General features: G+C 64.3%; 27 protein-coding genes and 1 pseudogene. 18 read left to right on the top strand and 10 right to left on the bottom strand.

Annotation, left to right across the window (positions count from 1 at the left end):
- The first annotated feature begins 48 nt into the window (after positions 1–48).
- Complete coding sequence (locus tag LHFGNBLO_RS29220; RefSeq protein ID WP_258602730.1) at positions 49–1,455, top strand: NAD(P)-binding protein; 1,407 nt, start codon at positions 49–51, stop codon at positions 1,453–1,455.
- Entirely contained in the window at positions 1,452–2,702 is a 1,251-nt protein-coding gene (gene arsK, locus LHFGNBLO_RS29215) for an arsenite efflux MFS transporter ArsK (RefSeq protein ID WP_258602729.1), read from the top strand. The genes LHFGNBLO_RS29220 and arsK overlap by 4 nt, the downstream gene beginning before the upstream one ends.
- A gap of 68 nt (positions 2,703–2,770) precedes the next feature.
- Here the strand turns inward: arsK and LHFGNBLO_RS29210 are convergent, their stop codons facing one another.
- The gene (locus tag LHFGNBLO_RS29210; protein ID WP_258602728.1) at positions 2,771–3,238 is read right to left on the bottom strand and encodes a carboxymuconolactone decarboxylase family protein; all 468 of its coding nucleotides are present in this window, start codon (positions 3,236–3,238) and stop codon (positions 2,771–2,773) included.
- 84 nt (positions 3,239–3,322) lie between these two features.
- Between LHFGNBLO_RS29210 and LHFGNBLO_RS29205 the strand changes: the two genes are divergently transcribed.
- The 5 genes from LHFGNBLO_RS29205 (at position 3,323) to LHFGNBLO_RS29185 (ending at position 6,934) form a co-directional block, all read left to right on the top strand.
- Positions 3,323–3,982 (top strand): TetR/AcrR family transcriptional regulator, encoded by a 660-nt coding sequence (locus tag LHFGNBLO_RS29205; RefSeq protein WP_258602727.1) that lies wholly within the window; start codon positions 3,323–3,325, stop codon positions 3,980–3,982.
- A gap of 8 nt (positions 3,983–3,990) precedes the next feature.
- Positions 3,991–4,611: a hypothetical protein gene (locus tag LHFGNBLO_RS29200; protein ID WP_258602726.1), complete on the top strand. Its 621-nt coding sequence runs from the start codon at positions 3,991–3,993 to the stop codon at positions 4,609–4,611.
- Positions 4,608–5,456 carry a 23S rRNA (adenine(2030)-N(6))-methyltransferase RlmJ gene (locus LHFGNBLO_RS29195; protein WP_258602725.1) on the top strand — a complete coding sequence of 283 codons (849 nt, stop codon included), beginning with the start codon at positions 4,608–4,610 and terminating at the stop codon, positions 5,454–5,456. The genes LHFGNBLO_RS29200 and LHFGNBLO_RS29195 overlap by 4 nt, the downstream gene beginning before the upstream one ends.
- A 280-nt stretch (positions 5,457–5,736) precedes the next feature.
- Positions 5,737–6,189 (top strand): hypothetical protein, encoded by a 453-nt coding sequence (locus LHFGNBLO_RS29190; RefSeq protein WP_258602724.1) that lies wholly within the window; start codon positions 5,737–5,739, stop codon positions 6,187–6,189.
- Positions 6,190–6,352: 163 nt separating this feature from the next.
- Complete coding sequence (locus LHFGNBLO_RS29185; RefSeq protein ID WP_258602723.1) at positions 6,353–6,934, top strand: TetR/AcrR family transcriptional regulator; 582 nt, start codon at positions 6,353–6,355, stop codon at positions 6,932–6,934.
- Here the strand turns inward: LHFGNBLO_RS29185 and LHFGNBLO_RS29180 are convergent.
- Positions 6,906–7,064, bottom strand: coding sequence for a hypothetical protein (locus LHFGNBLO_RS29180; protein ID WP_258610047.1), 159 nt, complete (start codon positions 7,062–7,064; stop codon positions 6,906–6,908). The genes LHFGNBLO_RS29185 and LHFGNBLO_RS29180 overlap by 29 nt on opposite strands.
- On the opposite strand from LHFGNBLO_RS29180, the pseudogene LHFGNBLO_RS29175 reads away from it, so the two are divergent.
- A pseudogene (locus LHFGNBLO_RS29175) lies at positions 6,997–7,768 on the top strand (EamA family transporter). The gene LHFGNBLO_RS29180 and the pseudogene LHFGNBLO_RS29175 overlap by 68 nt on opposite strands.
- 7 nt (positions 7,769–7,775) lie before the next feature.
- Here the strand turns inward: LHFGNBLO_RS29175 and LHFGNBLO_RS29170 are convergent.
- A complete protein-coding gene (locus LHFGNBLO_RS29170) occupies positions 7,776–8,414 on the bottom strand; it encodes a TetR/AcrR family transcriptional regulator (protein ID WP_319944189.1) in 639 nt (212 codons plus the stop codon).
- A gap of 64 nt (positions 8,415–8,478) precedes the next feature.
- Here LHFGNBLO_RS29170 and LHFGNBLO_RS29165 point away from each other — a divergent pair, with 64 nt between their 5' ends.
- The 7 genes from LHFGNBLO_RS29165 (at position 8,479) to LHFGNBLO_RS29140 (ending at position 13,376) form a co-directional block, all read left to right on the top strand.
- Positions 8,479–8,829 carry a hypothetical protein gene (locus LHFGNBLO_RS29165; RefSeq protein ID WP_319944188.1) on the top strand — a complete coding sequence of 117 codons (351 nt, stop codon included), beginning with the start codon at positions 8,479–8,481 and terminating at the stop codon, positions 8,827–8,829.
- Complete coding sequence (locus LHFGNBLO_RS33505; RefSeq protein ID WP_319944187.1) at positions 8,829–9,008, top strand: DinB family protein; 180 nt, start codon at positions 8,829–8,831, stop codon at positions 9,006–9,008. Before LHFGNBLO_RS29165 ends, LHFGNBLO_RS33505 begins: the two co-directional genes overlap by 1 nt.
- A gap of 435 nt (positions 9,009–9,443) precedes the next feature.
- Entirely contained in the window at positions 9,444–9,860 is a 417-nt protein-coding gene (locus LHFGNBLO_RS29160; RefSeq protein ID WP_258602722.1) for a hypothetical protein, read from the top strand.
- A gap of 213 nt (positions 9,861–10,073) precedes the next feature.
- The gene (locus LHFGNBLO_RS29155; RefSeq protein ID WP_319944186.1) at positions 10,074–10,622 is read left to right on the top strand and encodes a GNAT family N-acetyltransferase; all 549 of its coding nucleotides are present in this window, start codon (positions 10,074–10,076) and stop codon (positions 10,620–10,622) included.
- A 113-nt stretch (positions 10,623–10,735) separates the two neighbouring features.
- Positions 10,736–11,332 carry a glutathione S-transferase family protein gene (locus LHFGNBLO_RS29150; RefSeq protein ID WP_258602721.1) on the top strand — a complete coding sequence of 199 codons (597 nt, stop codon included), beginning with the start codon at positions 10,736–10,738 and terminating at the stop codon, positions 11,330–11,332.
- 187 nt (positions 11,333–11,519) lie between these two features.
- The gene (locus LHFGNBLO_RS29145) at positions 11,520–11,948 is read left to right on the top strand and encodes a GFA family protein (protein ID WP_258602720.1); all 429 of its coding nucleotides are present in this window, start codon (positions 11,520–11,522) and stop codon (positions 11,946–11,948) included.
- A 153-nt stretch (positions 11,949–12,101) separates the two neighbouring features.
- Entirely contained in the window at positions 12,102–13,376 is a 1,275-nt protein-coding gene (locus LHFGNBLO_RS29140) for an ROK family protein (protein ID WP_258602719.1), read from the top strand.
- 13 nt (positions 13,377–13,389) lie between these two features.
- Here LHFGNBLO_RS29140 and LHFGNBLO_RS29135 read toward each other — a convergent pair whose 3' ends face one another.
- Positions 13,390–14,151, bottom strand: coding sequence for an SDR family NAD(P)-dependent oxidoreductase (locus tag LHFGNBLO_RS29135; RefSeq protein WP_413774655.1), 762 nt, complete (start codon positions 14,149–14,151; stop codon positions 13,390–13,392).
- Positions 14,152–14,253: 102 nt separating this feature from the next.
- Here LHFGNBLO_RS29135 and LHFGNBLO_RS29130 point away from each other — a divergent pair, with 102 nt between their 5' ends.
- Positions 14,254–15,144, top strand: a complete 891-nt coding sequence (locus LHFGNBLO_RS29130; RefSeq protein WP_258602718.1) for a LysR family transcriptional regulator — start codon at positions 14,254–14,256, stop codon at positions 15,142–15,144.
- A gap of 20 nt (positions 15,145–15,164) precedes the next feature.
- Here the strand turns inward: LHFGNBLO_RS29130 and LHFGNBLO_RS29125 are convergent, their stop codons facing one another.
- The 6 genes from LHFGNBLO_RS29125 to LHFGNBLO_RS29100 form a co-directional block, all read right to left on the bottom strand.
- Positions 15,165–16,646: an amidase gene (locus LHFGNBLO_RS29125; RefSeq protein ID WP_258602717.1), complete on the bottom strand. Its 1,482-nt coding sequence runs from the start codon at positions 16,644–16,646 to the stop codon at positions 15,165–15,167.
- Positions 16,647–16,660: 14 nt separating this feature from the next.
- On the bottom strand, positions 16,661–17,623 hold the full coding sequence (locus LHFGNBLO_RS29120) for a cyclase family protein (protein ID WP_258602716.1): 963 nt from the start codon (positions 17,621–17,623) through the stop codon (positions 16,661–16,663).
- Positions 17,620–18,417, bottom strand: a complete 798-nt coding sequence (locus LHFGNBLO_RS29115) for an ATP-binding cassette domain-containing protein (RefSeq protein ID WP_258602715.1) — start codon at positions 18,415–18,417, stop codon at positions 17,620–17,622. Before LHFGNBLO_RS29115 ends, LHFGNBLO_RS29120 begins: the two co-directional genes overlap by 4 nt.
- Positions 18,418–18,420: 3 nt before the next feature.
- The gene (locus LHFGNBLO_RS29110) at positions 18,421–19,485 is read right to left on the bottom strand and encodes an ABC transporter permease (protein ID WP_258602714.1); all 1,065 of its coding nucleotides are present in this window, start codon (positions 19,483–19,485) and stop codon (positions 18,421–18,423) included.
- Positions 19,486–19,538: 53 nt separating this feature from the next.
- Positions 19,539–20,471: a sugar ABC transporter substrate-binding protein gene (locus LHFGNBLO_RS29105; protein WP_258602713.1), complete on the bottom strand. Its 933-nt coding sequence runs from the start codon at positions 20,469–20,471 to the stop codon at positions 19,539–19,541.
- A 291-nt stretch (positions 20,472–20,762) separates the two neighbouring features.
- Positions 20,763–21,422: an outer membrane protein gene (locus LHFGNBLO_RS29100; RefSeq protein WP_258602712.1), complete on the bottom strand. Its 660-nt coding sequence runs from the start codon at positions 21,420–21,422 to the stop codon at positions 20,763–20,765.
- A 412-nt stretch (positions 21,423–21,834) separates the two neighbouring features.
- On the opposite strand from LHFGNBLO_RS29100, the gene LHFGNBLO_RS29095 reads away from it, so the two are divergent.
- Both LHFGNBLO_RS29095 and uvrC read left to right on the top strand, forming a co-directional pair.
- Positions 21,835–22,599 (top strand): SDR family oxidoreductase, encoded by a 765-nt coding sequence (locus LHFGNBLO_RS29095; protein WP_258602711.1) that lies wholly within the window; start codon positions 21,835–21,837, stop codon positions 22,597–22,599.
- Positions 22,596–24,662 (top strand): excinuclease ABC subunit UvrC, encoded by a 2,067-nt coding sequence (uvrC, locus tag LHFGNBLO_RS29090; RefSeq protein WP_258602710.1) that lies wholly within the window; start codon positions 22,596–22,598, stop codon positions 24,660–24,662. Before LHFGNBLO_RS29095 ends, uvrC begins: the two co-directional genes overlap by 4 nt.
- Positions 24,663–24,756 lie beyond the last annotated feature (94 nt).

The raw sequence follows: 24,756 nt of genomic DNA, 5'->3' as shown, positions 1-24,756 counted from the left end.
TTTTTTGCCTGTTATTTTGATAATACCGGAAGGATGGAATCTACGGCCATGCAAGACGATCTCCCTGTTGCGGTCATTGGCGCCGGTCCAGTTGGTCTGGCGGCAGCCGTCCATTTGCTGGCTCGGGGGCTGCCAGTGAAGCTGTATGAGGCAGGCAGCGGCGTTGCGTTCAACCTCAGGGATTGGGGTCATGTCAGGGTGTTCACGCCCTGGCGCTATTGTGTCGACCAGACGGCGAGAGAGTTGCTCGAGGCCCATGGCTGGCGCATGCCGGAGGCCGAAGTGTTTCCGACTGCCGATGAGCTTGTCGCGCGCTATCTCGAGCCGCTTGCGGCCCTCCCGCAGCTCGCGCCGTCGATTGAAACCGGTGCCCGCGTCGTCGGCATCTCGCGCTGGGGTGCCGACAAGGTGCGGAGCAAGGGGCGTGAGACGCGGCCCTTCATGCTGGTGGTCGAGACCGCCAATGGCAAAAGACGCGACAGCGCCCGCGCCGTCGTCGATGCCTCGGGCACCTGGCAGATGCCAAATCCGCTCGGCGCAGGCGGTATCGCCGCCGAAGGCGAATCCGAGTTTACCGATCGTATCGCCTATGGCATCCCCGACATCCTCGACCGTGATCGCGCCGTCTATGCGGGCCGCACGACGTTGGTTGCCGGTTCTGGCCACTCGGCCGCCAATGCCTTGCTCGACCTCGCCAGGCTGGCGGATGTCGAGCCCGGTACCGCCTTCACCTGGGTAACGCGCGGCACCGATCTCGTGCGCATCTATGGCGGCGGCGATGCCGACCAACTGCCGGCGCGTGGCGAGCTCGGCGCCGACGTGCGCGACCTCGCCGAAAGCGGCCGCGCCACGCTGGTCACCGGCTTTGCCGCTGTCGCCATCCGCATGGCTGATGGCCGCCTGATCGTCGAAGGCGAGACGAAAGAAGGCTTGAGGCAGGTCGGTCCCGTCGACCGCATTATCGCCGCAACCGGGCAGCGGCCCGACCTGTCGCTGACCAGGGAGCTACGGCTCGACCTCGATCCGTGGCTTGAAAGCGTCAAGGCGCTGGGGCCGCTGATCGATCCCAACGAGCATTCCTGTGGCGACGTGCCGCCGCATGGTCACCGCGAGCTCAGCCATCCCGAGCCTGGTTTCTACACGGTCGGCATCAAGAGCTATGGCAGGGCGCCGACGTTTCTGCTGCTGACCGGCTATGAGCAGGTCCGTTCGGTGGCGGCGGCAATCGCAGGCGACATCGTGTCCGCCGATGCGGTGCAACTGGTGCTGCCTGAAACCGGGGTCTGCACGGTGCCGGTGCGTGCCATCGCACCGGCTTCCCAAGGCTGTTGTGGTGGCCCGGCGCCGGCGCAAGCAGATGGCTGCTGTGTCGCCGACGTCGAGGCAAAAGCGGTCGGCAAGAGCGGTTGCGGCTGCGGCGTGGCGAAATCGAGCCAGATGGAAGCTGCCGAGTGAGTGACCGCAAGGTTCCCGCCTCTGCCATCTGGGCGCTTGGCATCACCCAGATCGTCGGCTACGGCACGCTCTATTACAGCTACGGCATCCTTGCGCCCGCGGTGGCCACGGAATTGGCCTGGTCGCAGAAATGGGTGTTCGCCGTGCTTTCGGCATCGCTGCTGGCAAGTGCCGTTCTGGCGCCGATCGCCGGGAGCCTGGCGGACAGATTTGGCGCCGCGCGCCTTATGGTGCCGGGATCCCTGGCAGCGACGGCCGCGCTGCTGCTGTGCGCGCTGGCGCCCGGACGCATCGGCTTCGCCGTCGGGGTCCTGGCGATGGAACTGGCCTCGTGCTTCGTGCTCTACAGCACGGCGTTCGTCGCCATCGTGCAACTGGGGGGGCGCGGTCGCAGCATCACCCATCTCACCTTGATCGCCGGATTTGCCTCGACACTGTTCTGGCCACTGACGACGGTGCTGCACGACCATCTCGGCTGGCGCGAGGTTCTTGCCATCTTCGCCGCGCTCAATCTCGGCATCTGCTTGCCGATCCACTGGTGGCTCGCACGGTTTTCCCGCAGCATCGGCAAGGAGGACAGGATCGTCCCTGCCACTGTCGGCGTCTCGGTGTCTCGGCCGCGCCATGGCTGGTCACCGATCTTCGTTCTCATGCTGGCAGGCTTTGCGATCGAGGGATTCATGCTGTCCGCCATCCTTGTCCAGATGGTCCCGCTGCTGACAGCGGTCGGGCTTGGCGCGGTAGGTGTCCTCGTTGCAAGCCTGTTTGGCCCCTCGCAGGTGGCAAGCCGCCTAGTCAACATGCTGTTCGGCCATGGCCTGTCTCAGACATGGCTAGCGTTCGGCGCGACCACCGCATTGGCTGGCGGTCTTGCGGTGCTGCTTGTCACAGCACCTTCGGTCTCCGGCGCCATCCTGTTCGCCCTGCTGTTTGGTCTCGGCTCGGGTCTGATGAGCATCGTCAGCGGCACGCTGCCGCTCGAATTGTTCGGCCACGCGCGTTACGGTGCCTATGTCGGCTGGATCACGGCGGCGCGTCAGTTCTGTTCCGCCTTCGCACCGTTCGGTCTTACCTTCATGATGGCCGGCGTCGGCGTCTTTCCGGCGCTGTGGCTCAATGTCCTGGTCGGATTGTTTGGAGTTGCGGCGTTTGCCGGCATAGCCGTGATCAGCCGGAGCCAGAACAAATCGCACAAGGCTGGTGCTGCGGATGAGGCTGCCGCGACGTTTGGTGCCGAGATCGTCTGACGAGCGCCCTTGGTCAGGGTAGGCGATGGCCCGCTTCTCCGGACCATCGCCGCCCTGTCTCCAAAGGGTTACTCCCCGCCCATCTCCTTCTTGAATGTGTCGAAATCGACCTGCATGCCGTTGAAGATGGTGCTCCAGTGGCGGGTCAGCGCCGCCATTGCCACCGCCTCCTGGATCTCCTCGTCGCTGGCGCCGGCGCGCTTGGCGTCCTGTGTGTCCGACCAGATACAATAGGTGCACGGGATCTGTGCGGCCACCGCCAGCGAGATCAGCGCCTTGACCTTCGGCGGGAGCGCCGTCTTGTCGCTGAGTTGGATGGCCTTGACCTCGGCCCAGGCACCGGGCAGACCGGCTTTCGGAAACTGCTTCACGAAGCTAGGCACGCCACCCATGGTCGACTGGATGTCCTTGATGGTTGCGTCATACTCGTCGGCATGGGCAGGCGCCGGCAGCGCCAGCGCGCAGGCGGCAGCGGCGAGCAGGGTCGCACGGCGGATGGAAGACGGCACGGATGAAAGAATGCGGTAAGCAGACATGACATTCTCCTCTGGTCTTTGTTAGCCTTACGATGTAAGGTAATGCGGAAAATGAACCTTACAGTGTAAGTTGTCAAGCGGCTCATGGACTCATCCATCAAAAAAAGCAAAACGCGCGGCCGGCTGTCCCGCGAGATGATCGAGGATGCAGCTTTCGAGGTGATCGAGAGCGAGGGCCTCGCTGGCTTCTCGACGCGCAAGCTGGCATCAGCACTCGGCTGCGAGGCGATGAGCATCTACCACCACTTTCCCTCGGTGGCGCATCTGCACGAGGCGCTGGTCGACCGGCTGGTCGGTTCGCTCAAAATACCCGACGCCGATCTGCCATGGCGCCAGCGCGCACGCATCGTCATGCAGGATTTTCGCCGCATCGGCCGCGAGCACCCCGCCTTCGCGCCATTCCTCGTCACCTACCGGATGAACTCGCCGACCTGCCTTGCTTGGCTGAACAGCGTCATCGGCCTGTTCGAAGCCGGCGGCTTCGGCCCCGAGATGAGCGCGCGCCTGTTCCGCACCACAGGCTATTATCTGAGTGGCGCGATCCTCGACGAGACCGCCGGCTATGCCAAGGGTCCGTCGGCGGTCACCACCGTTAGCGACGAGCAACTGGCGCAGGATTTTCCCAAGGTCTTGGCAGCAGGACGTTATTTCGGCACCGCCGAATTCGACAAGACATTCGATCTCGGCCTCGACATGCTGCTGGACGAGATGGAACGCATCCGCGACGGCGTCAACATAAGGTAATCACGTGCATGCGCTTTCTGTTTCTCCTGATCCTGCTTGCCGGCACCGGCATCGGTGTCGTCTATCCTTGGGCGATGAGCAATTTCTCCGGCCATGAGATCGGCTCTTGGCGGGTCTACGAGCAGGGCCGCTTCAAGCCGGTGACGGTGCCGCTGGCCGCGCGCGACGCGCCGGTGCGGGTGCTGGTCGACTTGACCGCCCGGGCCGAGCGCATCGTCGTCTCGCAGCAGCGCACCGTTCTGACGCTGACCGCCGCTACGGGTGGCAGGACGGTGCTCGCCTCGACGCTTGCCTTCAACCATTCCGACAATCCGCGTCAGGCCAGCCCGCAATTGCCCGACAAGATCTTTCGCGACGAGGCCGGCGTGATCGCGACGGTCGGCCCCGGCGCCTACATCTTCACGGTCGGTCCGGGTGACGCCGACGGCATCGAAATGCGGGCGGTGGACCTCGTGCTGCGCTCGGGTGCCGGCGAGGTCGACAGCCGAGCGCGGCCGGTCGGCTTTTCGCTGATGGCCGCCGGCCTAATCGGCCTGGTGCTGGCGTTGCGCTTTGGTGGTGGCGGCGGCCGGCCGGAGAACCCGAATTCGCAGCCGCCACCGCCACGCTGGGGCAGGGGCTCCAATTGAATTATCGCCACGCCTATCACGCCGGAAATTTTGCCGATGTCGTCAAGCATGTCGTGCTGAGCCGGCTGCTTGAATATCTGAAGCAGAAGGACAAGGCGTTTCGCGTCATCGACACCCATGCCGGCATCGGCCGCTACGATTTGTCGTCGACGGAGGCGGAGAAGACCGGCGAATGGCAAGGTGGCATCGGCCGCCTGGTCGATGCCGCGCTCGGAAAGCCTGCGGCGGCGCTGCTGGCACCCTATTTGGACGCGGTGCGTTCGCTCAATCCCGAGGGCGGCGTCCAGAAATATCCGGGCTCGCCGCTGATCGCCAGGCATCTCATGCGCAAGCAGGACCGGCTGTCGGCGATCGAACTGCACCCCAAGGATGTCGCGAAACTGAAGACGCTGTTCGCCAGCGATTTCCAGACCCGGGTGATCGAACTCAACGGCTGGCTGGCGCTCGGCGCGCATCTGCCGCCCAAGGAAAAGCGCGGCCTGGTGCTCATCGATCCGCCGTTCGAGGAGGAGGGCGAGTTCGAGCGCATGGTCGACGGGCTGCAAAGAGCGCACAAGCGGTGGCCGGGCGGCATCTATGCGCTGTGGTATCCGATCAAGGACCGCAAGGCGATCATCGCCTTCAGGAAGGCGCTGAAGCAATCAGGCATCCCGAGGTTGCTCGACATAGAGTTCGAGATCAGGCCGGCTTCGCGAGAGCCCAGCCTCGACGGCAGCGGCATGCTGGTGGTCAACCCGCCGTTCACGCTGGAAGGCGAACTGCGCACGCTGTTGCCAACCTTGCACAGGCTGCTTGCCTTGGAAAAACCGGCGCACTGGTCGCTGGAATGGCTGGCTGGGGAGTAGAGCGGTCGACGCGGTGGTCCCACGTCGAGCCCAAGTCAAAGGTGCGCCGGCAGGCGCGAAAAAGCCCGCGCTCCTGAGGGGTCGGGAAGGCGGGCTCTTTAACGACCCAAGGCTTGCGCTTCAGGTCCGGATGTAAACGTGCCAGAACCCTTATGGTTCCATGTAGGAGGTCCGGCTTTGGCCGAAGGCAATTACAAAGTAAGAACCATCGTCAGCGCAACCGCTTGACCGCGCGCGAGCGAATCCGCACAGTGTGCGCAATCGACCATAAGAGGCTGCCATGACTCGCTTCGCCAAATCCGCCCTTGCCGCACTGATCGCCCTTTGCACTCCGCTCGGCACGTCGCTGGGCGTCACCCAGGCGGTGCACGCCGCCGACCTTGGCGTTTATGCCGACGATGATGGTAGCGTCTGCGGCCAAGCCTGGGTTCTGAACAAGATCACCAGCCGCTTCTCCTACCAGGTGCATCATGTGCCGCATCTGCCCGATGTCTCGATCACCGATTTCCAGCGCATCCATCAGCACCGCTATTTGCCGGCCAACGAAACCTGGCCGATCGGCCGCCGCTATTGCGGCGCCACGGTCAGCCTCTCCGACGGCAACGCCCGCACCATCTGGTATCTGATCGAGGAAGGCCAGGGCTTCGCCTCGATGGGCGACAATGTCGAATTCTGCGTTTCGGGCTTCGACCGCTGGATGGTCTACAACGGCCGCTGCCGCGTCCTGCGCTAGACGCAGTCTTCCGCACCTGCGGCCAGATCGGCCGCAGCGCTTCGGTCTTGCATTTTGCCGGCAGCAGCCCAGTCGCGAAGGCAGCATCAAGCTGGATCGGTTGACAGAAGGCACTATCATGACTTAAAAAGAGACAGACCTGTCTCATCACTTTGGTGATTGCATGACGCCATCGCCCACATCCGACAAACGTCAGCACGTCGTCGAAACGGCCTACACTCTGTTCAAGCGCGCCGGCTTCCATGCCACCGGCATCGACCGCATCATCGCCGAGGCGGATGTGGCCAAGATGACGATGTATCGGCACTTTCCCAGCAAGGATGAACTGATCGTCGAGGTGCTGGACTATCGCGCCAGGCGTTTTGACCGTCAGCTCGACCGCCTCGCAGAAGAGAAGGCCACGCCGCAGCAGAAGATCGGAAAAATCTTCGACTGGCACGAGCGCTGGTTTCGCAGCGCGGATTTCCATGGCTGCCTGTTCGCGCATGCGCTGGCCGAGTTCGGCGATCCGGAGCATCCGGTGTTCAAGGCTGTCGCCAGGCAGAAGAACGGCCTCAGGCGACGTATGCAATCCATTCTCGAGGGTGCGATACCGCGTGGGCGGGCAGAGAGCGCCGCGGCGGCACTGTTGATGCTGATCGAAGGCGCGACCCTGATGGCCCAGATGGGGCAGGCGGACACCGCCATCCGCGATGCCCGCAAGGCGGCCTTGGGCATCATCGCTGCGTCGCGCAGGCCGCAATGAGCCCGTTGGTCATCGGGCTCGCGCTGTTTGCCGCGATTTTGCACGCAACCTGGAACGCCTTCCTGCGGACCGGCTCCGACAGGCTGTGGACCGTCACCGTCATGAGCTTTTCCAGCACGGCGGCTGCCATTCCCTTGGCGATCTTTCTCGCCCTTCCAGCGGCCCCGGCCTGGCCCTATGTCGTGCTCTCGGCCTGCCTGCAGGTCGGCTACAGCGTGTTCCTGGTGGCTGCCTACAAATATGGTGAGCTGGGGCAGGTCTATCCGATCGTTCGCGGCAGCGTGCCGCTGCTGGTTACGCTCGGCGGGTTTTTTCCTCGCCAACCAGCAGCTCACCATGCCGCAGACCCTTGGCGTCGCGCTGGTCGCCGGCGGCATCATGGGTCTTTCGCTCGGCAGGGGGAGGGCAGCAGCCACATCGATACTCTATGCGCTGGCAACGGGAGCGATCATTGCCGCCTATGCGACGGTCGATGCGATCGGCGTTCGCGCGGCGGGTAACGCCGGCGCCTACACCGCATGGGTTCTGCTGATCTACGGCGCCTTGCTGCCGGCGACCTTTGTCGCCTGCCGTGGCCGGCTCACTGTGGACCTGCGCGCGCCGGAAACATGGAAGGCGCTCGGCGGCGGCCTGTTCGCACTTTTGGCCTATGGCGTCGTGGTCGCGGCCTTCGCGCTCGGCCCGGCCGGGCCGATCACCGCGATCCGCGAAACCAGTGTCGTCTTCGCTGCCTTCATCGAGCGGCTGTTTCTCGGCGAGATGCTGACGCCCAGGCGTGTCGGCGCCTGCGTCGTCGTCGCACTCGGAGCCATCTGCCTCGGCTACCAGCCGTGACGCCGTCTCACCGTTGCGTGCTTCTGTGCCGTTCGGCAAGGTAGGCGCAGATCAGCTCGACCAGCTGCTGCTGCAACTCGGGTGAGTCCAGCATGTCCCGTCGCGCTGCATTGTGAATCACGCCCTCGACTGCGGAGGACAGCACGCGCGCGACGGTTTCGATGTCGGCGCTCTTTCTCGGTTTGCGATAGACGGCGACGGCCGCTGCATAGTGACTGAGATAGCGCGACTGGAACGACGCATGCGCGGCCCTCGAGCCGCGATCGCCCGGCGCCTCGTCGAGCAGCACCTGGTGCAACGTCGGATGGATGCTGTGCGCCGCGATCATGCCGCGCACCAGCTGCTGCGCGAATCTTTTGAGCGGCTTGTCCCCTTCCGCCGATTCGGCAATGACCGATAGCACTTGGTCGAAGTGACGGCGCCGGATTGCCTCGACCAATGAAAGCTTGTCGGGGAAATACTGGTAGAGCGAGCCGATGCTGGCGCCGGCTGCCTCGGCCACCTTGTTGGTGGTGAAGCCGGCCCATCCGAGATCGCTCAGAACGTGAGCACCCGCCTCGATGATCGCCTCGACGGTCGCTCTGGAACGCGCCTGGCGCGGCTCCTTACGCATGCGCGAGCGCGGCTTTGCAATGCGAGTAGACATGTCTGCTCCAACCCCGCAAGAATATAGACAACATACTCACATTTTCCGGAAGGGGATACCGATCATGAGTGCCTTGGTTTTGCTTCGCAGTCTCTTCGCCTATCAGAGCTGGGCCAATGACGAGTTGCTGGAGAAGCTCGCGAACCTGGATCCGCAGGCGCACGCCAAGGAGCGCCACACCGCGATACGGCTTCTCAATCACAGCCACGTGGTGTCAAAAATATTCGCGGCGCATCTCACCGGCGCGCGCCACGGCTACAGCGCCGACAACACCGAGGAAACGCCGGCTCTCGACGTGCTGCGCACCGATGTCGCGGCGATGGATTGCTGGTATCTGGACTATCTGGAAGCCGTCTCGCTGCGGCTTTGTCCGAACCCGTGCCGTTCATTTTCACCAATGAAGACAAGGGCTTGATGTCGCGCCAGGAAATGCTGACCCATGTCGTTCTTCACGGCGGCTATCATCGCGGCGAGATCGGCCGCATCCTGGCTGGGCTTTCCATCTCGCCGCCATGGGACACCTTCGCCGTCCATCTCCACCGGGCCGAGCCGGAGCGCCGGCTGCAAACGGTACGCGAGCCGCTCGGCGCCTGAAACGTTTTTTCGCGAGCGAGGTGATCTCTTGGGTATATGAGCTTAAAGCTCACTTTATTCGTATGCCGCAAGATGATGCAACGACGCGCCTGTCCTGTTGCTTTCGTCTTCGCGCTTGTTCGTCACGCTGGACAAGACGAAGCGTGCGATCCGGCAACTCTTCATGATCTTTGCGAGCGGCTGCCGATGTCTGCGGTCGACGCCGCTCGAAAAAACCTGAGCGTGTCGACAAGATCAACCAAGATAGAGTGCGAAGAATTTTCGCCGCAGACTTCGTTGCGCGATCAAAGATTCAGCACGATCGCTTTGCGGTCGTAACCGAAATTTAATCTGCTAAAATCACTGTAATGCTTCGCTGGCTAGACACGCGCGAGTCAGATATGCATTGACGCGCCGGGTCATTAACGGCCATCGGCACAACTAAAGGGGCATCGCATGGCTAAGCAGTTATCCAAAGCGCCGGCGTCCAAGGCACCGGCAAAGAAAGCACCAGTAAAAGCAGTGGCGGCGAAGGCTGCGGCTGCAGTGAAGAAAGCAGCACCTGCTGCCAAGCCGAAGGCCGCCGCGGCCAAGGCAAAAGCAGCGCCGGCCAAGAAGCCGGCTGCAAAGGCTGCAGCAAAACCTGCAGTGAAGAAAGCAGCACCGGCCAAGGCCAAGGCAGCACCGGCCAAGAAGCCGGCTGCAAAGGCTGCGGCAAAACCTGCAGCGAAGAAAGCAGCGCCTGCCAAGAAGCCGGCTGCGAAGGCAGCACCAGCAAAGAAGGCGGCAGCAGCGAAGTCTTCGGCACCAGTGAAGAAAGCAGCTCCCGCTGCCAAGCCGAAGGCAGCAGCGAAGAAGCCCGCCAAGAAGTAGTCGCGTTTCTTCGATCGCCAGGGGACAGTGCCGAGACGGTCAAGGGCGGATGTCGGAACAGACGCCACCGCTCTGATCGGTTCGGTGCTCGGAAGGCGAGAATAGAGGCGGACGGAGGATATCTTTTCGCAGCTCCCAGGACTTCGCCGTCAGGCGAAGTCCGGTGGGGCTTTTTTTGTGCCGCCGACCGCAGATCAAGTCTTGGCACAAGGCATGGTCTTTGTTGTTGACCGCCAGACTGCGTGCCGTCCACTGTCGGCTCTGCAAGGAATTCGAACCAGCCGCTTGGGTAGCAAAGTGACTTTGGAGCTCACGATTCGCAGAGCCAACGAGGACGATGCGGAAGCCGTGAGCCGCGTGATCCTGGCAGCTCTGCGAGAGACCAATGCGAAAGACTATTCGCAGGACATCATCGCTCGTGTGGAGAAGAGCTTCAGCCCGTCCGCTGTCCTGGCGCTCATGAGGAGGCGAAGGGTTTCTGTCGCGGTTGTGCGTGACAGGATCGTTGGAACAGCCAGCCTGGATGGAAGCACCGTTCGATCCGTATTTGTGGATCCTGAACTGCAGCGCCGTGGCATCGGGCAACGACTCATGGCGGAGGTCGAAGAGGCGGCGCACGCGGACGGTGTAACCGTCCTGGCCGTGCCGTCCTCCGTCACGGCAGAGCCATTTTACGCCAAGCTCGGGTTCAAGGCGGTCCGAGACAGTTACCATGGTGATGAACGCACCATCATCATGGAGCGCTCCTTGGAGGAGCAATAGCGCCGCCTTGCCAAACCCGCCACCCGCTGGCGTCTGGGTTTTCTGCTTCTGGCCGTTGCTCGACTGCGCCTGATCGGTCAACACTGCCCCCACCAGCAAACAGGAACCCGATCATGCCCAAGCTGCTCTACGCGTCGTCCTCTCCCTACAGCTCCAAGGTGCGCATGGCCGCAGCCTATGTCGGCGTCGCCATCGATCTCGTGCCGATCAAGACGGAGGAAAAGCCGGCCGAACTCGTTGGCGCCAATCCACTCGGCAAGATCCCGGTGCTGGTGCTCGACGACGGCCGCTCGATCCACGACAGCCGCGCGATCACCCAGCATCTCAACCGGGTGTCGAAGAACGTGCTGTTTCCGCGCAATGCCGACAAGCGGCTCGAGGCGGAAGTGCTGGAGGCGCTGGCCGACGGCATCTGCGATTGCGCGCTGTCGATGGTCTATGAGCGGCGCGTGCGGCCGGAAGACATGGTCTACCAGCCATGGCTGGACAAGCAGTGGGCGAAGATTACCGCGGCACTTGATCTGCTCAACGCCAATCCGCCGAAACTGCCAAAGAAGATCACCGTCGGCCAGATAGCGCTGCGCGCCTGCCTTGGCTATCTCTCGCTGCGTTTTGCCGGAAAATGGGAAAAGGGTCGCGGCCGGCTGACGCGCTGGGCGGCGCGCTTCGACGAGAAATTTCCTGAGCTGAAGCCCGCCGTTCCGGGCTAAGCGACGACTTGGTCTTCGACGTCGGAGATTGGCGAAAGCCGAAGTGACGTCCAATCTCCCCCGCAAGGGGGAGATCGGCAGCTCGCACCTCACCCCCAACTTGAGACCCAACAAGGTCGCAAAGCGACGCGCCTGAGCTGATCGCGCAACTTATGTTGCAATGCATCGGCGCACGCAGGAGGGAGCAATGGGATTTCTGGCGGGGCATTGCATGTGCGGGGCCGTCACCTGGACATACTCCGGAGACATCACGCGCAATCTGGTTTGTCACTGCACCGATTGTCAGCGCGCCACGTCCTCCCCCTTCACGGCATTCGTGGGGATGAGACCGGAGCACCTGATCTGGACCGGCGACATCGTGCATTACGAGAGCAGCCCCAGGACGTTTCGCGGATTCTGCCCGTCCTGCGGCTCAAGGCTCTATTTCCGCTCCGACAGATGGCCCACAGAGATTCATGTTCACGCTGCCACGATGACCGATCCGGACGACTACAGGCCGGACGCACAGGTCGTCATGCGCTCGCGGGCGAAGTGGCTCGACCGGCTGCCGTCGATTCCGGCCCATGATGGTTTCCAGCAAAAGCCGTCAGTTCACCCACCTGCCGAGACACTTTGAAGTCTGGCGCCAGGATGGCAGCGAAGCTCGGCCGCGGGGAGGGCCCGGCTCACTGTTTTCTGCGAGTTTGTTGCCGTCTCGCACAAAGTTCTCGAAACCGGCAAGCTCCTGGGCTAGAAAGGTTTTCAGGAATGGCGGCGTGAAAACCCAGCGATGAACATGACCGACGACGACAGCCCGAATGGCGCACGCAACTCGATGTTCACGCCGCCCGGCGGCGATGGCGCCGGCGCGGAGCGGGCAGGGCGCCCGCGCAAGGCGCTGCTGTCCTCTTCGATGGTCGGCTCGACCAATCGCGGCCGCGTGCTGCAGGCCCTGTTCGATCTCGGGCCCACCAGTCGTGCCGATCTGGCGCGCCTTGCCGGCGTCAACCGCACCACCATTTCCGGCATCGTGCAGCCGCTGATCGACGACCAGGTGCTGATCGAGAGCGATCCTACTCCCGCCAATCCCGGCGGCGGCAAGCCCGCGCGGCCATTGTGGTTCTCGCCCAATGCCCGGCCGATCTGCGGCGTGCTTTTGATGCCGGACGCCGTGCATGCCTGCGTGGCGACGCTCGACGGCAAGATCGAATCGGAGCGCAAGATGGCGCTGCCCGACGGCAGGGGGCCGGTTCAGCCGATCATCGAGACGATCGCCGAGTGCGTCGGCGATACACTGGCCAGGGCGCGGCGCACGCCCTTCGGCATCGGCGTTGCCGTCGGCGGCATGGTCGATACCGATCGCGGCTCGATCGTCACCGTCAATCTCGCGCCGGCGCTCGACCGCTATCCGCTCGCCGACGAGCTCGGCCGACGCTTCGGCCTGCCGGTCAAGCTCGACCACCATCCGCGCGCCTTGCTGGTCGGCGACCGCTGGTTCGGCGCCGGGCGCGGCGTCAGGCAGTTCGCGGTCGTCTACACCGGCGAGGTGCTGGGTGGGGCGCTTTATTTCGATGGCCACCTCTACCGTGGCACGGCAGGCGCTGGCGGCGAGCTCGGCCACACCTTCGTCCAACTCGACGGCGAGCTCTGCCGTTGCGGCAGGCGCGGCTGCTGGGATACCATCGCCACGTTGAGCTGGCTGCGGCGCGAGGCCGCCATCGCGGCTCTGCCCGAACCCGACCTGATCGATTCGGCCCGTCTCGTCGATATGGCGGCGCGCCGCTTGCCGGGGGCGGCTCAGCTGCTCGACCGCTACGCCCGCAACGTCGCCGTCGGCATCGCCAATCTGCAGCAGACGGTGGCGCCCAACATCTTCATCTTGCATGGTGATGTCGTGCTCGGCGGCGATCGCATGCTTACCGCGATCGCCGATCACGTCCGCGCCATGGTTCCCTCGCGCCCCGGCGGCGTTATCGAATTCATCGCCGGCGACGCCGGCGATGGCGCCGCCCTTCTGGGCGCGGCCGGCCTGGTCATCTCGGAGTTGTTGCAGCTTCCAATCTGACCAGGCTTGCCGGTCAGATTAACATGCCGCCGGAGACCTCGATCCGCTGCGCATTGACCCAGCGGTTGTCCTCCGAAAGCAGCGAGGCGATCATCGGGCCGATGTCGTCGGCGACGCCAGGGCGCCCGAGCGCGGTGATCTGTGCCACCATGCGCTGCGCATCTGGATTGTCGCGCACGCGTCCGCCGTTGAAATCGGTGGCGATCGCACCTGGCGCGACAGTGTTGGCGGTGATTCGGCGGGGCGCAAGCTCCTTGGCAAGGCTGCGCGTGAACACTTCGATGCCCCCTTTCATCATGGCATAGGCGGCTGTGCCGGCCATCGAGAAGCGTGCCAGGCCGCTCGACAGGTTGATGATGCGGCCGCCATCGGCAATCAGCGGCAATAGTTTCTGCGTCAGGAAGAAGACGCCTTTCAGATGCACCGCCACCAGCGCGTCGAAATCCGCCTCGCTGGTCTCGGCAATATCCTTGTGAAATCCGGTGCCGGCATTGTTGACGAGGAAGTCGAAGCTGTCGCGGCCCCAGATATCGCGGAGCACGCCTTTCAGCTTCTCGGCAAAGCCGTCGAAGCTCGCCGTCGCACCTGTATCGAGCTGCAAGGCCACCGCCTTGCCGCCTTCGGCTCCGATCGCTGCGACGACCGCTTCGGCGGCGTCGGCCTGGGAATGGTAGGTGATCACCACATCAACGCCCTTGCGGGCAAGATTCTCAGCGGTGTTGCGGCCCAGGCCCCGGCTGCCGCCGGTAACGAGGGCGATTTTGCGCGTGTTCATGTCCAAAATCCTTTCAAGGTTGATCATGGACACCGATGTAATCCGTCTATAGATTGAAACAATCCATCTTGTTTTAACATATGCGTTCCGAAAATAAGAACAATGGACCGATTTGACAGCATGCGCCTGCTGGTTCGCGTCGTGGAGCGGCAGAGCTTCAGTGCCGCGGCATCCGACCTTGGCGTGCCGCGATCAAGCGCCACCACGGCGATCAAGCAGTTCGAGCAGCGGCTCGGCGTTCGCCTTTTGCAGCGGACCACCCGCCACGTCACCCCGACGCTGGAGGGCGAGATCTACTACCGACGCTGCAAGGCGATCCTCGCCGAGATCGAGGACGCCGAAGCGGCGCTGACCGGCAGCGAGGTTCGCGGGCTGCTGCGCATCGACGTGCACGGGCCGATGGCGCGTACCTTCATCCTTCCCGAATTGCCGGCCTTCCTCGGGCGTCACCCGGCCCTCACGCTTTACCTCGGCGAAGGCGACCGCTTCGTCGATATCGTGCGTGAGGGCTACGACTGCGTCATCCGCGCCGGCGAGATCGCCGACAGCGATATGATCGTGCGCCGGCTGGGCCTGGCCCAGGAGGCGACGTTCGCCAGCCCCGCCTATATCGAGCGCCACGGCATGCCGCGCTCCCTTGACGATCTCAAGGGACACGAGATGATCGGCTTCGCCTCTTCGCGCACCGGACAGGTGCTGCCACTCGAATTCACCGTGGCGGGAGAGGTTCGGACCATGACGCTACCGGTCCGCATCACCGTCACCAACTCCGAAAGCTATGCCGAGCTAGCACGTTTGGGCTTCGGCCTGATGCAGGCGCCCCGCTATCGCTATTCCAAAGACCTCGCGGCGGGCAGGCTGGTGGAAGTGCTGCCCGAGCACCCGCCGACCCCATTGCCGATCTCCGTGCTCTATCCCAGGAGCCGCCAGCTTTCGCCGCGCGTGCGCGTCTTCATCGACTGGCTCGTCGAAATCGTCGCACCGGAACTCTAGACGCGCCGCGCTTTCGAGACCTATCCGGCAAGGCCCGGATAGGCCTGGAACCAGGGCTGCATGCGCTCGAACTGTGCCGCCATGGCCAGCACGCTTTCGTCGGTGTGCCGCCGCCCGATGATCTGCAGGCCGACCGGCAGGCCCTGCACCGTCAGGCCGGCCGGCACCGAGGCCGCGGGATGGCCGGTGTAGTTGATCGGATAGGTCATGCACCAGCCGATCAGCGGATCGACCGCTTCGCCATTGATCGATGTCGGCCCGATCGTGTTGCCGTCGGTGGCGTTCTTCACCGGGGGGATGGCCAGCGTCGGCGAGACGATCAGGTCATGGGTTTCGAACACATCCTCGAGCCCGTCATAGACGCCGGTGCGCAGGAGATCGTCGAGTGCGTGGTCGACGGCGGACACCTTGTAGGCGCCCTCCAGCATGGCCAGGAATTGCGGGGTCAGCACCGCGGCGTGTTCGCCCATCAGGTCGATGCCTTCCTGTTTCCAGTAGACGGCGATCGCCGCGTAGTGGATCGAGATCGTGCGCACCCACAGCGCCGCCAGCTCCTTGTGATCGGCCTTGAAATCGAGCTCGACCTCGTCGACCTCGATGCCGTTGCGCCGCATCGTGTCGACCGCATTGGCGACGACGGCGGCGACTTGAGGGTGGACCGGGAAATTGCCGAGACGCGGGCTGTAGGCGACGCGCAGCTTGCGTGTCGGCCCGCTGGCGCCGCCGATATAGTCGACACCGTCGTCGGGCAGGCTGAGCGGATCGCGGCTGTGCGGGCCGGCCATGATGCTGGTCATCAGTGCGGCGTCGGCAACGGTGCGCGCCAGCGGTCCAATGTGGACCAGCGGATGCCCCCACAGGAACCCGTCGGGTCGCGTCACCGAAGGGACACGGCCGAAGGAGGGCTTGAAACCGACGGTGCCGCTGAACGAGGCCGGGATGCGCACCGAGCCGCCGCCGTCGGTGCCTTGCGCCAGCGCCGCCATGCCGTCGGCGACCGCCGCGGCACTGCCGCCCGACGAGCCGCCGGAATTGTAGCCGATTGCGAAGGGCGTGCTGGTCGGCCCGAAGCGCAGATTGTCGGTGATGCCCTTGTGGCCGAACTCCGGCGTATTGGTCTTGCCGAGCACGATGGCGCCGGCATCGAGCAGGCGCTCGACCGCCGCAGCACTGGTCTTCGGCACCCGGTTCTTGACCGCCAGCGACGCCATCGACGTCGGCACGCCGGCGACATCGTCGAGATCCTTGATGCCGACCGGCACCCCGTGCAGCGGCCCGAGCGGACCGCCGGCCATGACAGCCTTTTCGGCGGCGCGCGCGGCATCCATCGCCTGGTCGCCGAGAACCAGCGTATAGGCATTGACGAGCGGGTTGCGCGCCTCGATGCGGCGCAGATAGGCCTCGGTCACTTCGACCGGCGACAGGTCGCGGCGCCGGATACGAGCCGCCAGTTCAGTGGCCGGCAGGAAACAGAGCTGCGTCAGGTCGGTTGTAGAAGTCATGAAAGCCATTCCGTCTATTTGATGAACACTGGATTTGCCGAGCCGCCGGTGCCCTTGCTGACCTTGGCCGGGCTGGCGCAGTAAAAACCTTCGTAGCGGCGGTCCGCGGCGCAGTCGGCGGCCAGCGCGTCGAGCGACGCCATCTCGGTGAAGACGACGCCGAGATTGCGCATCAGCGCCGCATGCAGCACCAGCATCAGGCCGGTCTCGGGCTCGTAGGTGGTTTCGTTGGCCAGTGTGTCGGTGACCAGGCTGGGGATCTGCATCTCGTCGAACCAGCGCACGAGGTCGAGGCTGAAGGTCAGCCCGGGCTCCCAATAGTTTTCACCGATCCTCTCGCGTCCCGCCGCCAGCGCGCCGACCCAGCCGGTGCGGATGAGCAGGATGCTGCGCGGCGCGATGTCGACGCCTTGCGCCCGCGCACAGTCCATCAGGTCGTGATGCGTGAACGTCTCGGCGCGCTCCAGCGCCGGCTTGCCGCGGAAGCGGGCGATGTCGAGCAGCACGCCGCGGCCGACGATGCCGCGCTCGGCGATCGGCATGATGCCGGCCTTGGTCATGCCGCCATTGGTGCTGCTTGCCGGAAAACCGTTCCACAGCGTGTCGTCGAACCACATATGGCCGAGCGCATCGCAATGCGTGCCGGCCTGAGCGAAGCCGGTGACGTAGTCGTCGGCGAATTCGAGGCCGCCGGGAAGAGCGTGCCAGTGACCGTTCTCGAAGCCGGCCTTGTCAGCGACCATGAAATGTTTCGCCGGCCAGCGGCCGGGAAACACGGCGTCGCCCTCGTGGGTGGCGATCGGCACGCCGAGCGTGAAGGTGCGGCCGTGCCGCACCGCCGCCATACCGCGTTTGACCTCGTCTGATGTCAGATAGTTGAGCGCGCCGATCTCGTCGTCGACGCCCCAGTGGCCCCAGCGATTGGGCGCATCGGCCAGCAGCCGGCGCAGCGTCATGCCGTCGGTCGCGCCGCTCATGCGCCAGTCTCGGCGATGGTGGGGCGGCGGGGCGTCATCGGCTCGCGGGCGCCGGTGATGTAGGCGACGACGTCCTCCATGTTGGTGCCGGAACTCTCGAGATCGGCGACCTTGCGGCCCCGGCGCATCACCACCACGCGGTTGCACACCTGCCAGAGGTGGTCGAGATTGTGGGTGACCATGACGATCGTCAGCCCTTGGGCGCCGAGCCGTTTGATGAGGTCGAGCACCTCGCGCGATTCGCGCACGCCCAGCGCCGCTGTCGGTTCGTCGAGCAGCAGCAGCTTGTGGCCCCAGAAGGCGCCGCGCGCGATCGCCACCAGTTGGCGCTGGCCGCCGGACATGCGGTCGACCGGCTTCGAGCGCACGCCGGGAATGTCGATGTTGAGTTGCTCGAGGCCGCGCGTGGCGGTGTCGCCCATCGACTTGCGGCGGATCCAGCGCAGCAGCGCCGGGCCGCGGCCAAGCGCCAGCTCGCGGCCGAGGAAGAAGTTCTCGGCCGCGGTGAAGGTGCCGATCAGCGACAGGTCCTGATAGACGGTCTCGATGCCGAGGCGTTGCGCCTCGGCCGGTGGCGACAATTTCTGCGATCGCCCTTCGAGGATGACCTCGCCGGACGTCGGATCATGCGCGCCGGCCAGGATCTTGATCAGCGTCGACTTGCCGGCGCCATTGTCGCCGACCAGGCCGATGATGTCGCCCTTGACGATCTCAAGCGAAACATCGTCGAGCGCCTGGATGCCGCCGAAGCTGCGGCATATATGGCGCAGGCTGAGCAGCGTTGCTTGCGCCATGGCCTAACCCCTCCCGTAGCGGCGGCCGATGCCGCCGAGCGCGACGGCGACGACGAGCAGGCTGCCGGTGAACAGGAACTGGGTGAAGATCGGCGCGCCGATCATCGCCAGCCCGTTATTGCCGACGGCGACCGTCAGCACGCCGATCAAAGTGCCGAGGATGTGGAACTGGCCCTCTCGCAGCGCCGCCGAGCCGAGGAAGGCGGCCGAGAACGAGGTCAGCATGAAGCTGTCGCCCGCCGTCACCTGGCCGGAGCCGAGATTCGAGGCCATCAGCACGCCGCCGATGGCAGCACAGGTGCTGGCGATGGCGAAGGCGACGATTCGGCTGCGGTCGACGGCGACACCGGCGCGGCGCGCCGATTCCGGGCTGACGCCGATCGCCTTGATGTGCTGGCCCTGCACCGTACGATTGAGGATCACCCACAGGACCGTGAGCACGACGGCCATGATGATGACGAGATGCGGCACCCCGGCGATCCGGCCGATGGCGATGTTGGTGAACTCGCGCGACTGCGTGAGCTGCAGCGGAATCCCGCCCGAATAGGCGTAGTTCAGGCCGACGACGATGGTGCCGGTACCGAGCGTGGCGATGAAGGCATTCACGCCGATCTTGGAGACGACGATGCCGTTGACGATGCCGATGAGCGTGCCGAGGCCGACGACGAGGACGATGGCGAGCGGGATCGACAGCCCGCTATAGCTCAAGAGCCCGACCACGAGCAGCCCGCAGAAGCTTGCGACATAGCCGATGCTGAGGTCGAAATCGCCGGCCACCAGCGGCACGGTGAGCCCGGCCGCAACAATGGTGCCGATCGCCATATCGTTGATGATATTGCGGAAATTGCCGATTGTCGCGAAAGTCCCCGGCTGCAGAACCGAGAAGATCACCAGCATCGACGCCAGCACGATGATGGTGCCGTAGGTGCCGAGCAGGCGCATCAGAAGCGCCCGCCGGTCGCGCGTGCCGGGAGGGAGATACCCGGCCTGCGTGACCGGCAAGGCGCCCTCCGCCGGGGCGGAGGTTTCGGGCAGGGAATGGTCAGCGGGCATGACAGCTCTGTTCATGATGGAACTCGGGTCCGGCAGGGCAAGCCCTGCCGGACCTCAATCTGCAGCGTTTACTGCGGATTGTCCTTCATGAACTGGTCGACATTGTCCTTGGTGACGAGCGTGTAGCCAGGCACGAAGGATTTCGGCTTCCACTGGTCGCCGGCCGCCAGGATGTCGGGGATCTGGTCGACCAGCATCTTGCCGGCCGAAGTCAGGTCGACGCCGAGCGTGGCGGTCATCGTTCCGTCCTTGACCGCCTGGACGGCCGGCGCGGTGGCGTTGAAGGAATAGACCTTCACATCGCTGCGGCCGTTCTGCTTCAGCGCCGCGATCGCGCCCATGGCGTTGTCGTCATAGCAGTTGAAGATCGCGAATGGCCCCTTGGCGTCGGCATTGGCGGCGAGCCAGGCGCTGGTCGCGGCCTGCGAGGATTCGGCCGCACCCGGGATGCTGATCTCGTGCGATGTCGCCTTGAGCCCCGGATTTGCCGCGACCGCCGCATCGAAGGCGTCGGCTCGCTCGCGGCACGGAATGCCGGGGTGATAGGTGAGGTCGAGCAAGGTGCCGGTGGTGCCGACGTCCTTCAGCATCAGGTCGATCAGCGGCGGCGCCGCACCGGTGCTTGCCGAAAGCGCGATGCCGTCGGCCATGCCGCCGCCGGCCGAAAGCACCGGGATCTTTGCGTCCGCCGCGGCCTGCAGCCCGGCGGCGAGGCCGGTCGAGTCGAACACCGTGACGATGATGGCGTTCACCTTCTTGGTCGCCAGCTGCTTGATGCTGGTGATCGCCTGCGACGGATCACCGTTGGCATTGAGCGTCTCCACCGACCAGCCCTTGGACTGAGCCTCCTTCGTCATGGTGTCGACCATCTGGTTGGTGTCGACGTCGGAAGTCGAGAAGGTGATGATGCCGATTGTCAGCTTGTCGTCGGCGGCCAGCGCCGCCGGCGCGAAAGATGCCGCGACGAGCGCCGCGGTCGAGAGTTTTTGAAAGCGGTTCACTGTGCATATCCCCTGTTGACGGAGTGTTCCGGCTCATATCCCGACCGCGCATCGGCCCAGCTTGGGGCGCTGTCTGCAGGGTCGTCACAGGTGGTCCTGTTTGTTCGTGCGAGCCACGTACTAACTATAGCCACAAGCCCTGACGCCGCGCAACGGCAAATTTTAAAACGCATCTGGGGGACTTTTCCGCCGGCGGCGCGCCGCGACGAGGCAACAGGGGAGTTGTCGCCGGGCAAACAAAAAAAGCCGGGCGCGAGGCCCGGCTTTTTCGTGTCATGGCTTTTAGATATTTTAGAACTTCATACCGACGCCGAAGGTGACGCGGTTGTCGGTGGCCTTGACGTTGCCGATGCCACCGCCGAAGTCCTTGTCGCCGTAGTCGGTGTAGCGGTACTCGACACGGCCGAACACATTGTCAGTGATCTTGATGTCGGTGCCGACACCGGCGGTCCAGCCAAGCATGGTGGCGCTATCGCTGGTGCCAAGCACTGTATCTTCTACCTTCAGGCTCCTGCCGGCGAGACCACCGGTACCATAGAGCAGGATTTCCGGGGTCACGGCGTAGCCGAGGCGGGCACGCAGCGAACCATCGAAGCCGGCCTTGGAATTCACACCGGCTTCATCGCCTTTGACGCCGTTGTAGCCGAGTTCGGCTTCAGCGCCGTAGACGAAGTTCTCCTGCTGCCACTGGTAGCCGCCGAAGACACTGCCGACGAAACCCTTGGTGCCGACGTCCACGTCGAAATCCCTTTCCTTGGTATGGCCGCTAAAGCCATAGCCAACGTTGAGACCGGCATAGGGGCCGGCCCAGGAGGCGACGGGAAGCTCCGCGATCGGCGTGGGCGCCGGCGGCTCTTCCGAGACGACGTCCGCGGCATAGGCAGTTCCACTGAGGGCGAAGAGCCCGAGCGCTACCGCAAGTGGTCGCGCAAATTTAAGATTGGCTTGCATTGTTCTTTACTCCTTAAGCCACAGGACACAGGCTTGTTTGTCATGAGCGCCATCGACCCGTCCGGGGGGTGAAACGGATCTGGCGTTCAACGGTTCCAAATGTCGTGTCAAAATGCGGCTGAAGCGAACCTGAACTTGGGTCATTCCCCGGCACGAATGAGGCTGAACCTTGACGTTGCATCTTCGCAACAGCGAGATGTCAGCAAGCTGCTCATGCTGCGCTGCACACGGCTTGGTGCAAGGGGTCCAGCGCCCTATATTGCGGGTCGGTTCAACCTGAGTCTTGGCAGGCTCGGGTTGCCGATCGGGCAGCTTCGCCACAATGCTGCCCCAGGTGGAAACGGCATTTAACCCCTGGCGAGCCATATTTGCCGGCGGGCCGCAATCGCGGCTGCCGATTGAGGATTGACAGATGAATGAAGCGGCCGGGACCGCACTGGTGACGGGCGGAGCAAGGCGGATCGGCAAGGCGATCGTCGAAGATCTTGCCGCGCATGGTTTTGCCGTCGCCATCCACGCCAACAAATCGCTGGCCGAGGCGGAGGTGCTGGCCGCCCGGATCAGGGACGCAGGCGGCCGCGCTGCGGCAATTGCCGCCGACCTCACCGACATGGACGCCGTCGGCGACCTGGTCGGTCGCGCCGAGGCAACGCTCGGCCCCATCAGGCTGCTGGTCAACAACGCCTCGCTGTTCGTCGACGACAGCATTCTGGATTTCGACTGGCAGGCCTGGGACCGCCATTTCGCCGTCCATGTGAAGGCGCCGGCGCTACTGGCGCAGAACTTCGCCCGCGCACTGCCGGAAGGGCAGGAGGGGCTGATCGTCAACATCATCGACCAGCGTGTCTGGCGGCCGACGCCGCGCTATTTCTCCTACGCGCTGTCGAAATCGGCACTATGGAGGGCAACCGAGATGATGGCGCAGGGACTGGGGCCGCGCATCCGTGTCAACGCCATTGGTCCCGGCCCGACCCTGAAGAACGCCCGCCAGGACGATCATGATTTCGCCGCGCAGGTCGACGGGCTGATCCTGAAGCGCGGCCCGCAATTGTCGGAATTCGGTGCCACCATCCGCTATCTCTGGGCGGCGCACTCGATCACCGGCCAGATGATCGCGCTCGATGGCGGCCAGCATCTTGCATGGCAGACGCCCGATGTGACAGGCATGACGGAATGAGTCCCGTAGAGCAGAAACACAAATCGCGCGGCGGCGCCGACGACCTGCCCCCTGAAATCGACCTCGAGGACGAGGCCGCAGACGAGACCGTCGCGCCGGCGGGTCCGGACGTCGCCTTCACCGCCATCGACTGGACGCCGCATGCCGGCGATGCCGACGGCATGGTCGGCGCCGAGGTCATCCAGACACTGGTCAAGCGGCTGCCCAACGCGCCCGGCGTCTACCGCATGATGAACGCCGCCGGCGACGTGCTCTATGTCGGCAAGGCGCGCAGCCTGAAGAAGCGGGTGACCAACTACGCGCAAGGGCGTTTCCACACCAACCGCATCGGCCGCATGGTGCGCGAGACCTCGACGATGGAGTTCGTCGTCACCCGCACCGAGATCGAGGCGCTGCTGCTTGAGGCCAATCTTATCAAGCGCTTGCGGCCGCGCTTCAATGTTCTGATGCGGGACGACAAGTCGTTCCCCTATATCCTGCTCACCGGCGACCATGTCTCGCCCGGCATCTACAAGCATCGCGGCGCGCGCTCGCGCAAGGGCGACTATTTCGGTCCCTTCGCCTCGGCCGGCGCCGTCGGCCGCACCATCAATTCACTGCAGCGCGCCTTCCTGCTCAGGAGCTGCACCAACTCCTTCTACGAGAATCGCACGCGGCCTTGCCTGCTGTTCCAGATCAAGCGCTGCGCCGGCCCGTGCACCGGCGAGATCTCGCATGGCGACTATGCCGAACTGGTCGGCGAGGCGAAGGATTTTCTGTCGGGCCGCAGCCAGAAGGTGAAGACCGAAATTTCCGCCGCCATGCAGCAGGCCTCGGAGAACCTCGATTTCGAGCGCGCCGCCATCTATCGCGACCGGCTGGCGGCATTGTCGCATGTGCAGAGCCACCAGGGCATCAACCCGGCCACCGTCGACGAGGCCGATGTCTTCGCCATCCATCAGGAAGGCGGCCAGGTCTGTATCCAGGTGTTCTTCTTCCGCACCGGCCAGAACTGGGGCAACCGCGCCTATTTCCCCAAGGCCGATCCGGCGCTGGAGGCTTCGGAAGTGCTGGGCTCGTTCCTGGCGCAGTTCTATGACGACAAGCCAACGCCGCGCACCATCCTGCTGTCGCATGGCGTCGAGGACCAGGAATTGCTGGCCGAGGCGCTTTCGACCCGCGCCGGCCGCAAGGTGGCGATCTCGGTGCCGCAACGCGGCGAGAAGAAGGATTTGACCGACAACGCACTGCAGAATGCCCGTGAGGCGCTCGGCCGGCGGCTGGCCGAAACCTCGACGCAAGGCAGGCTGCTCACCGGCTTTGCCGAGACCTTCGGCCTGGCAAAACCGCCGGTGCGCATCGAGGTCTACGACAACTCGCACATCATGGGCACCAATGCCGTCGGCGCCATGGTTGTCGCCGGGCCGGAAGGGTTCGTGAAGAATCAGTACCGGAAATTCAACATCCGCTCGACCGAGATCACCCCGGGCGACGACTTCGGCATGATGCGCGAGGTGATGGAGCGGCGCTTCTCCAGGCTGTTGAAGGAACATGGCGATGTCCCGGCGGGCGATACGGCTCCAAGCGAGCCGGGCGACGATATCGAGGACGACATTTCGGGCGGCTTCCCGGCCTGGCCCGACGTCATCCTCATCGACGGCGGCCAGGGCCAGATGTCGGCGGTGCGCAAGATCCTCGCCGATCTCGGCATCGAGGACCGTGTCGTGGCGATCGGCATCGCCAAGGGCCAGGACCGCGACGCCGGCCGCGAACGCTTCTTCGTCAGGGGCAGGGACTCGTTTTCGCTGCCCGTACGTGATCCCGTGCTTTATTTCGTCCAGCGGCTGCGTGACGAGGTCCACCGTTTCGCCATCGGTTCGCACCGCGCCCGCCGCAAGAAGGAGATGATCAAGAGCCCGCTCGACGAGATCAGCGGCATCGGCCCCGGCCGCAAGCGCGCCCTGCTGATGCATTTCGGCACCGCCAAGGCGGTCAGCCGCGCGGCAATGGAGGATCTGATGGTGGTCGACGGTATTTCCGAGCAGGTGGCAAAGCTGGTCTACAATCATTTTCATGAGAGCTGATGCATGTCGCCCAAAGTGTGAAGCGGTTTTGGGATAGCGACATGCATGAAAACAAGGATTGTCGGCTATTTTCGGTTGGTCCATCGACACTCGC

Origin of the sequence: Mesorhizobium sp. AR10, assembly GCF_024746795.1 — a bacterium.
Taxonomy (GTDB): domain Bacteria; phylum Pseudomonadota; class Alphaproteobacteria; order Rhizobiales; family Rhizobiaceae; genus Mesorhizobium.
This window is presented reverse-complemented; position numbering and strand designations above follow the sequence as displayed.

Excerpts from the sequence above, each read along its gene's own strand:
- LHFGNBLO_RS29150 (WP_258602721.1), top strand. The coding sequence starts at position 10,736 with ATGCCCAAGCTGCTCTACGCGTCGTCCTCTCCCTACAGCTCCAAGGTG.
- LHFGNBLO_RS29210 (WP_258602728.1), bottom strand. The coding sequence starts at position 3,238 with ATGTCTGCTTACCGCATTCTTTCATCCGTGCCGTCTTCCATCCGCCGT.
- LHFGNBLO_RS29100 (WP_258602712.1), bottom strand. The coding sequence starts at position 21,422 with ATGCAAGCCAATCTTAAATTTGCGCGACCACTTGCGGTAGCGCTCGGG.
- LHFGNBLO_RS29170 (WP_319944189.1), bottom strand. The coding sequence starts at position 8,414 with ATGTCTACTCGCATTGCAAAGCCGCGCTCGCGCATGCGTAAGGAGCCG.
- LHFGNBLO_RS29180 (WP_258610047.1), bottom strand. The coding sequence starts at position 7,064 with ATGGCAGCCGCCGTGCTGGAAAAGCTCATGACGGTGACGGTCCACAGC.
- LHFGNBLO_RS29165 (WP_319944188.1), top strand. The coding sequence starts at position 8,479 with ATGAGTGCCTTGGTTTTGCTTCGCAGTCTCTTCGCCTATCAGAGCTGG.
- LHFGNBLO_RS29220 (WP_258602730.1), top strand. The coding sequence starts at position 49 with ATGCAAGACGATCTCCCTGTTGCGGTCATTGGCGCCGGTCCAGTTGGT.
- LHFGNBLO_RS33505 (WP_319944187.1), top strand. The coding sequence starts at position 8,829 with ATGTCGCGCCAGGAAATGCTGACCCATGTCGTTCTTCACGGCGGCTAT.
- LHFGNBLO_RS29135 (WP_413774655.1), bottom strand. The coding sequence starts at position 14,151 with ATGAACACGCGCAAAATCGCCCTCGTTACCGGCGGCAGCCGGGGCCTG.
- LHFGNBLO_RS29160 (WP_258602722.1), top strand. The coding sequence starts at position 9,444 with ATGGCTAAGCAGTTATCCAAAGCGCCGGCGTCCAAGGCACCGGCAAAG.
- LHFGNBLO_RS29115 (WP_258602715.1), bottom strand. The coding sequence starts at position 18,417 with ATGGCGCAAGCAACGCTGCTCAGCCTGCGCCATATATGCCGCAGCTTC.
- LHFGNBLO_RS29125 (WP_258602717.1), bottom strand. The coding sequence starts at position 16,646 with ATGACTTCTACAACCGACCTGACGCAGCTCTGTTTCCTGCCGGCCACT.
- LHFGNBLO_RS29205 (WP_258602727.1), top strand. The coding sequence starts at position 3,323 with ATGGACTCATCCATCAAAAAAAGCAAAACGCGCGGCCGGCTGTCCCGC.
- LHFGNBLO_RS29200 (WP_258602726.1), top strand. The coding sequence starts at position 3,991 with ATGCGCTTTCTGTTTCTCCTGATCCTGCTTGCCGGCACCGGCATCGGT.
- LHFGNBLO_RS29095 (WP_258602711.1), top strand. The coding sequence starts at position 21,835 with ATGAATGAAGCGGCCGGGACCGCACTGGTGACGGGCGGAGCAAGGCGG.
- LHFGNBLO_RS29120 (WP_258602716.1), bottom strand. The coding sequence starts at position 17,623 with ATGAGCGGCGCGACCGACGGCATGACGCTGCGCCGGCTGCTGGCCGAT.
- LHFGNBLO_RS29140 (WP_258602719.1), top strand. The coding sequence starts at position 12,102 with ATGAACATGACCGACGACGACAGCCCGAATGGCGCACGCAACTCGATG.
- uvrC (WP_258602710.1), top strand. The coding sequence starts at position 22,596 with ATGAGTCCCGTAGAGCAGAAACACAAATCGCGCGGCGGCGCCGACGAC.
- LHFGNBLO_RS29155 (WP_319944186.1), top strand. The coding sequence starts at position 10,074 with ATGGTCTTTGTTGTTGACCGCCAGACTGCGTGCCGTCCACTGTCGGCT.
- LHFGNBLO_RS29130 (WP_258602718.1), top strand. The coding sequence starts at position 14,254 with ATGGACCGATTTGACAGCATGCGCCTGCTGGTTCGCGTCGTGGAGCGG.
- LHFGNBLO_RS29145 (WP_258602720.1), top strand. The coding sequence starts at position 11,520 with ATGGGATTTCTGGCGGGGCATTGCATGTGCGGGGCCGTCACCTGGACA.
- LHFGNBLO_RS29185 (WP_258602723.1), top strand. The coding sequence starts at position 6,353 with ATGACGCCATCGCCCACATCCGACAAACGTCAGCACGTCGTCGAAACG.
- LHFGNBLO_RS29110 (WP_258602714.1), bottom strand. The coding sequence starts at position 19,485 with ATGAACAGAGCTGTCATGCCCGCTGACCATTCCCTGCCCGAAACCTCC.
- LHFGNBLO_RS29190 (WP_258602724.1), top strand. The coding sequence starts at position 5,737 with ATGACTCGCTTCGCCAAATCCGCCCTTGCCGCACTGATCGCCCTTTGC.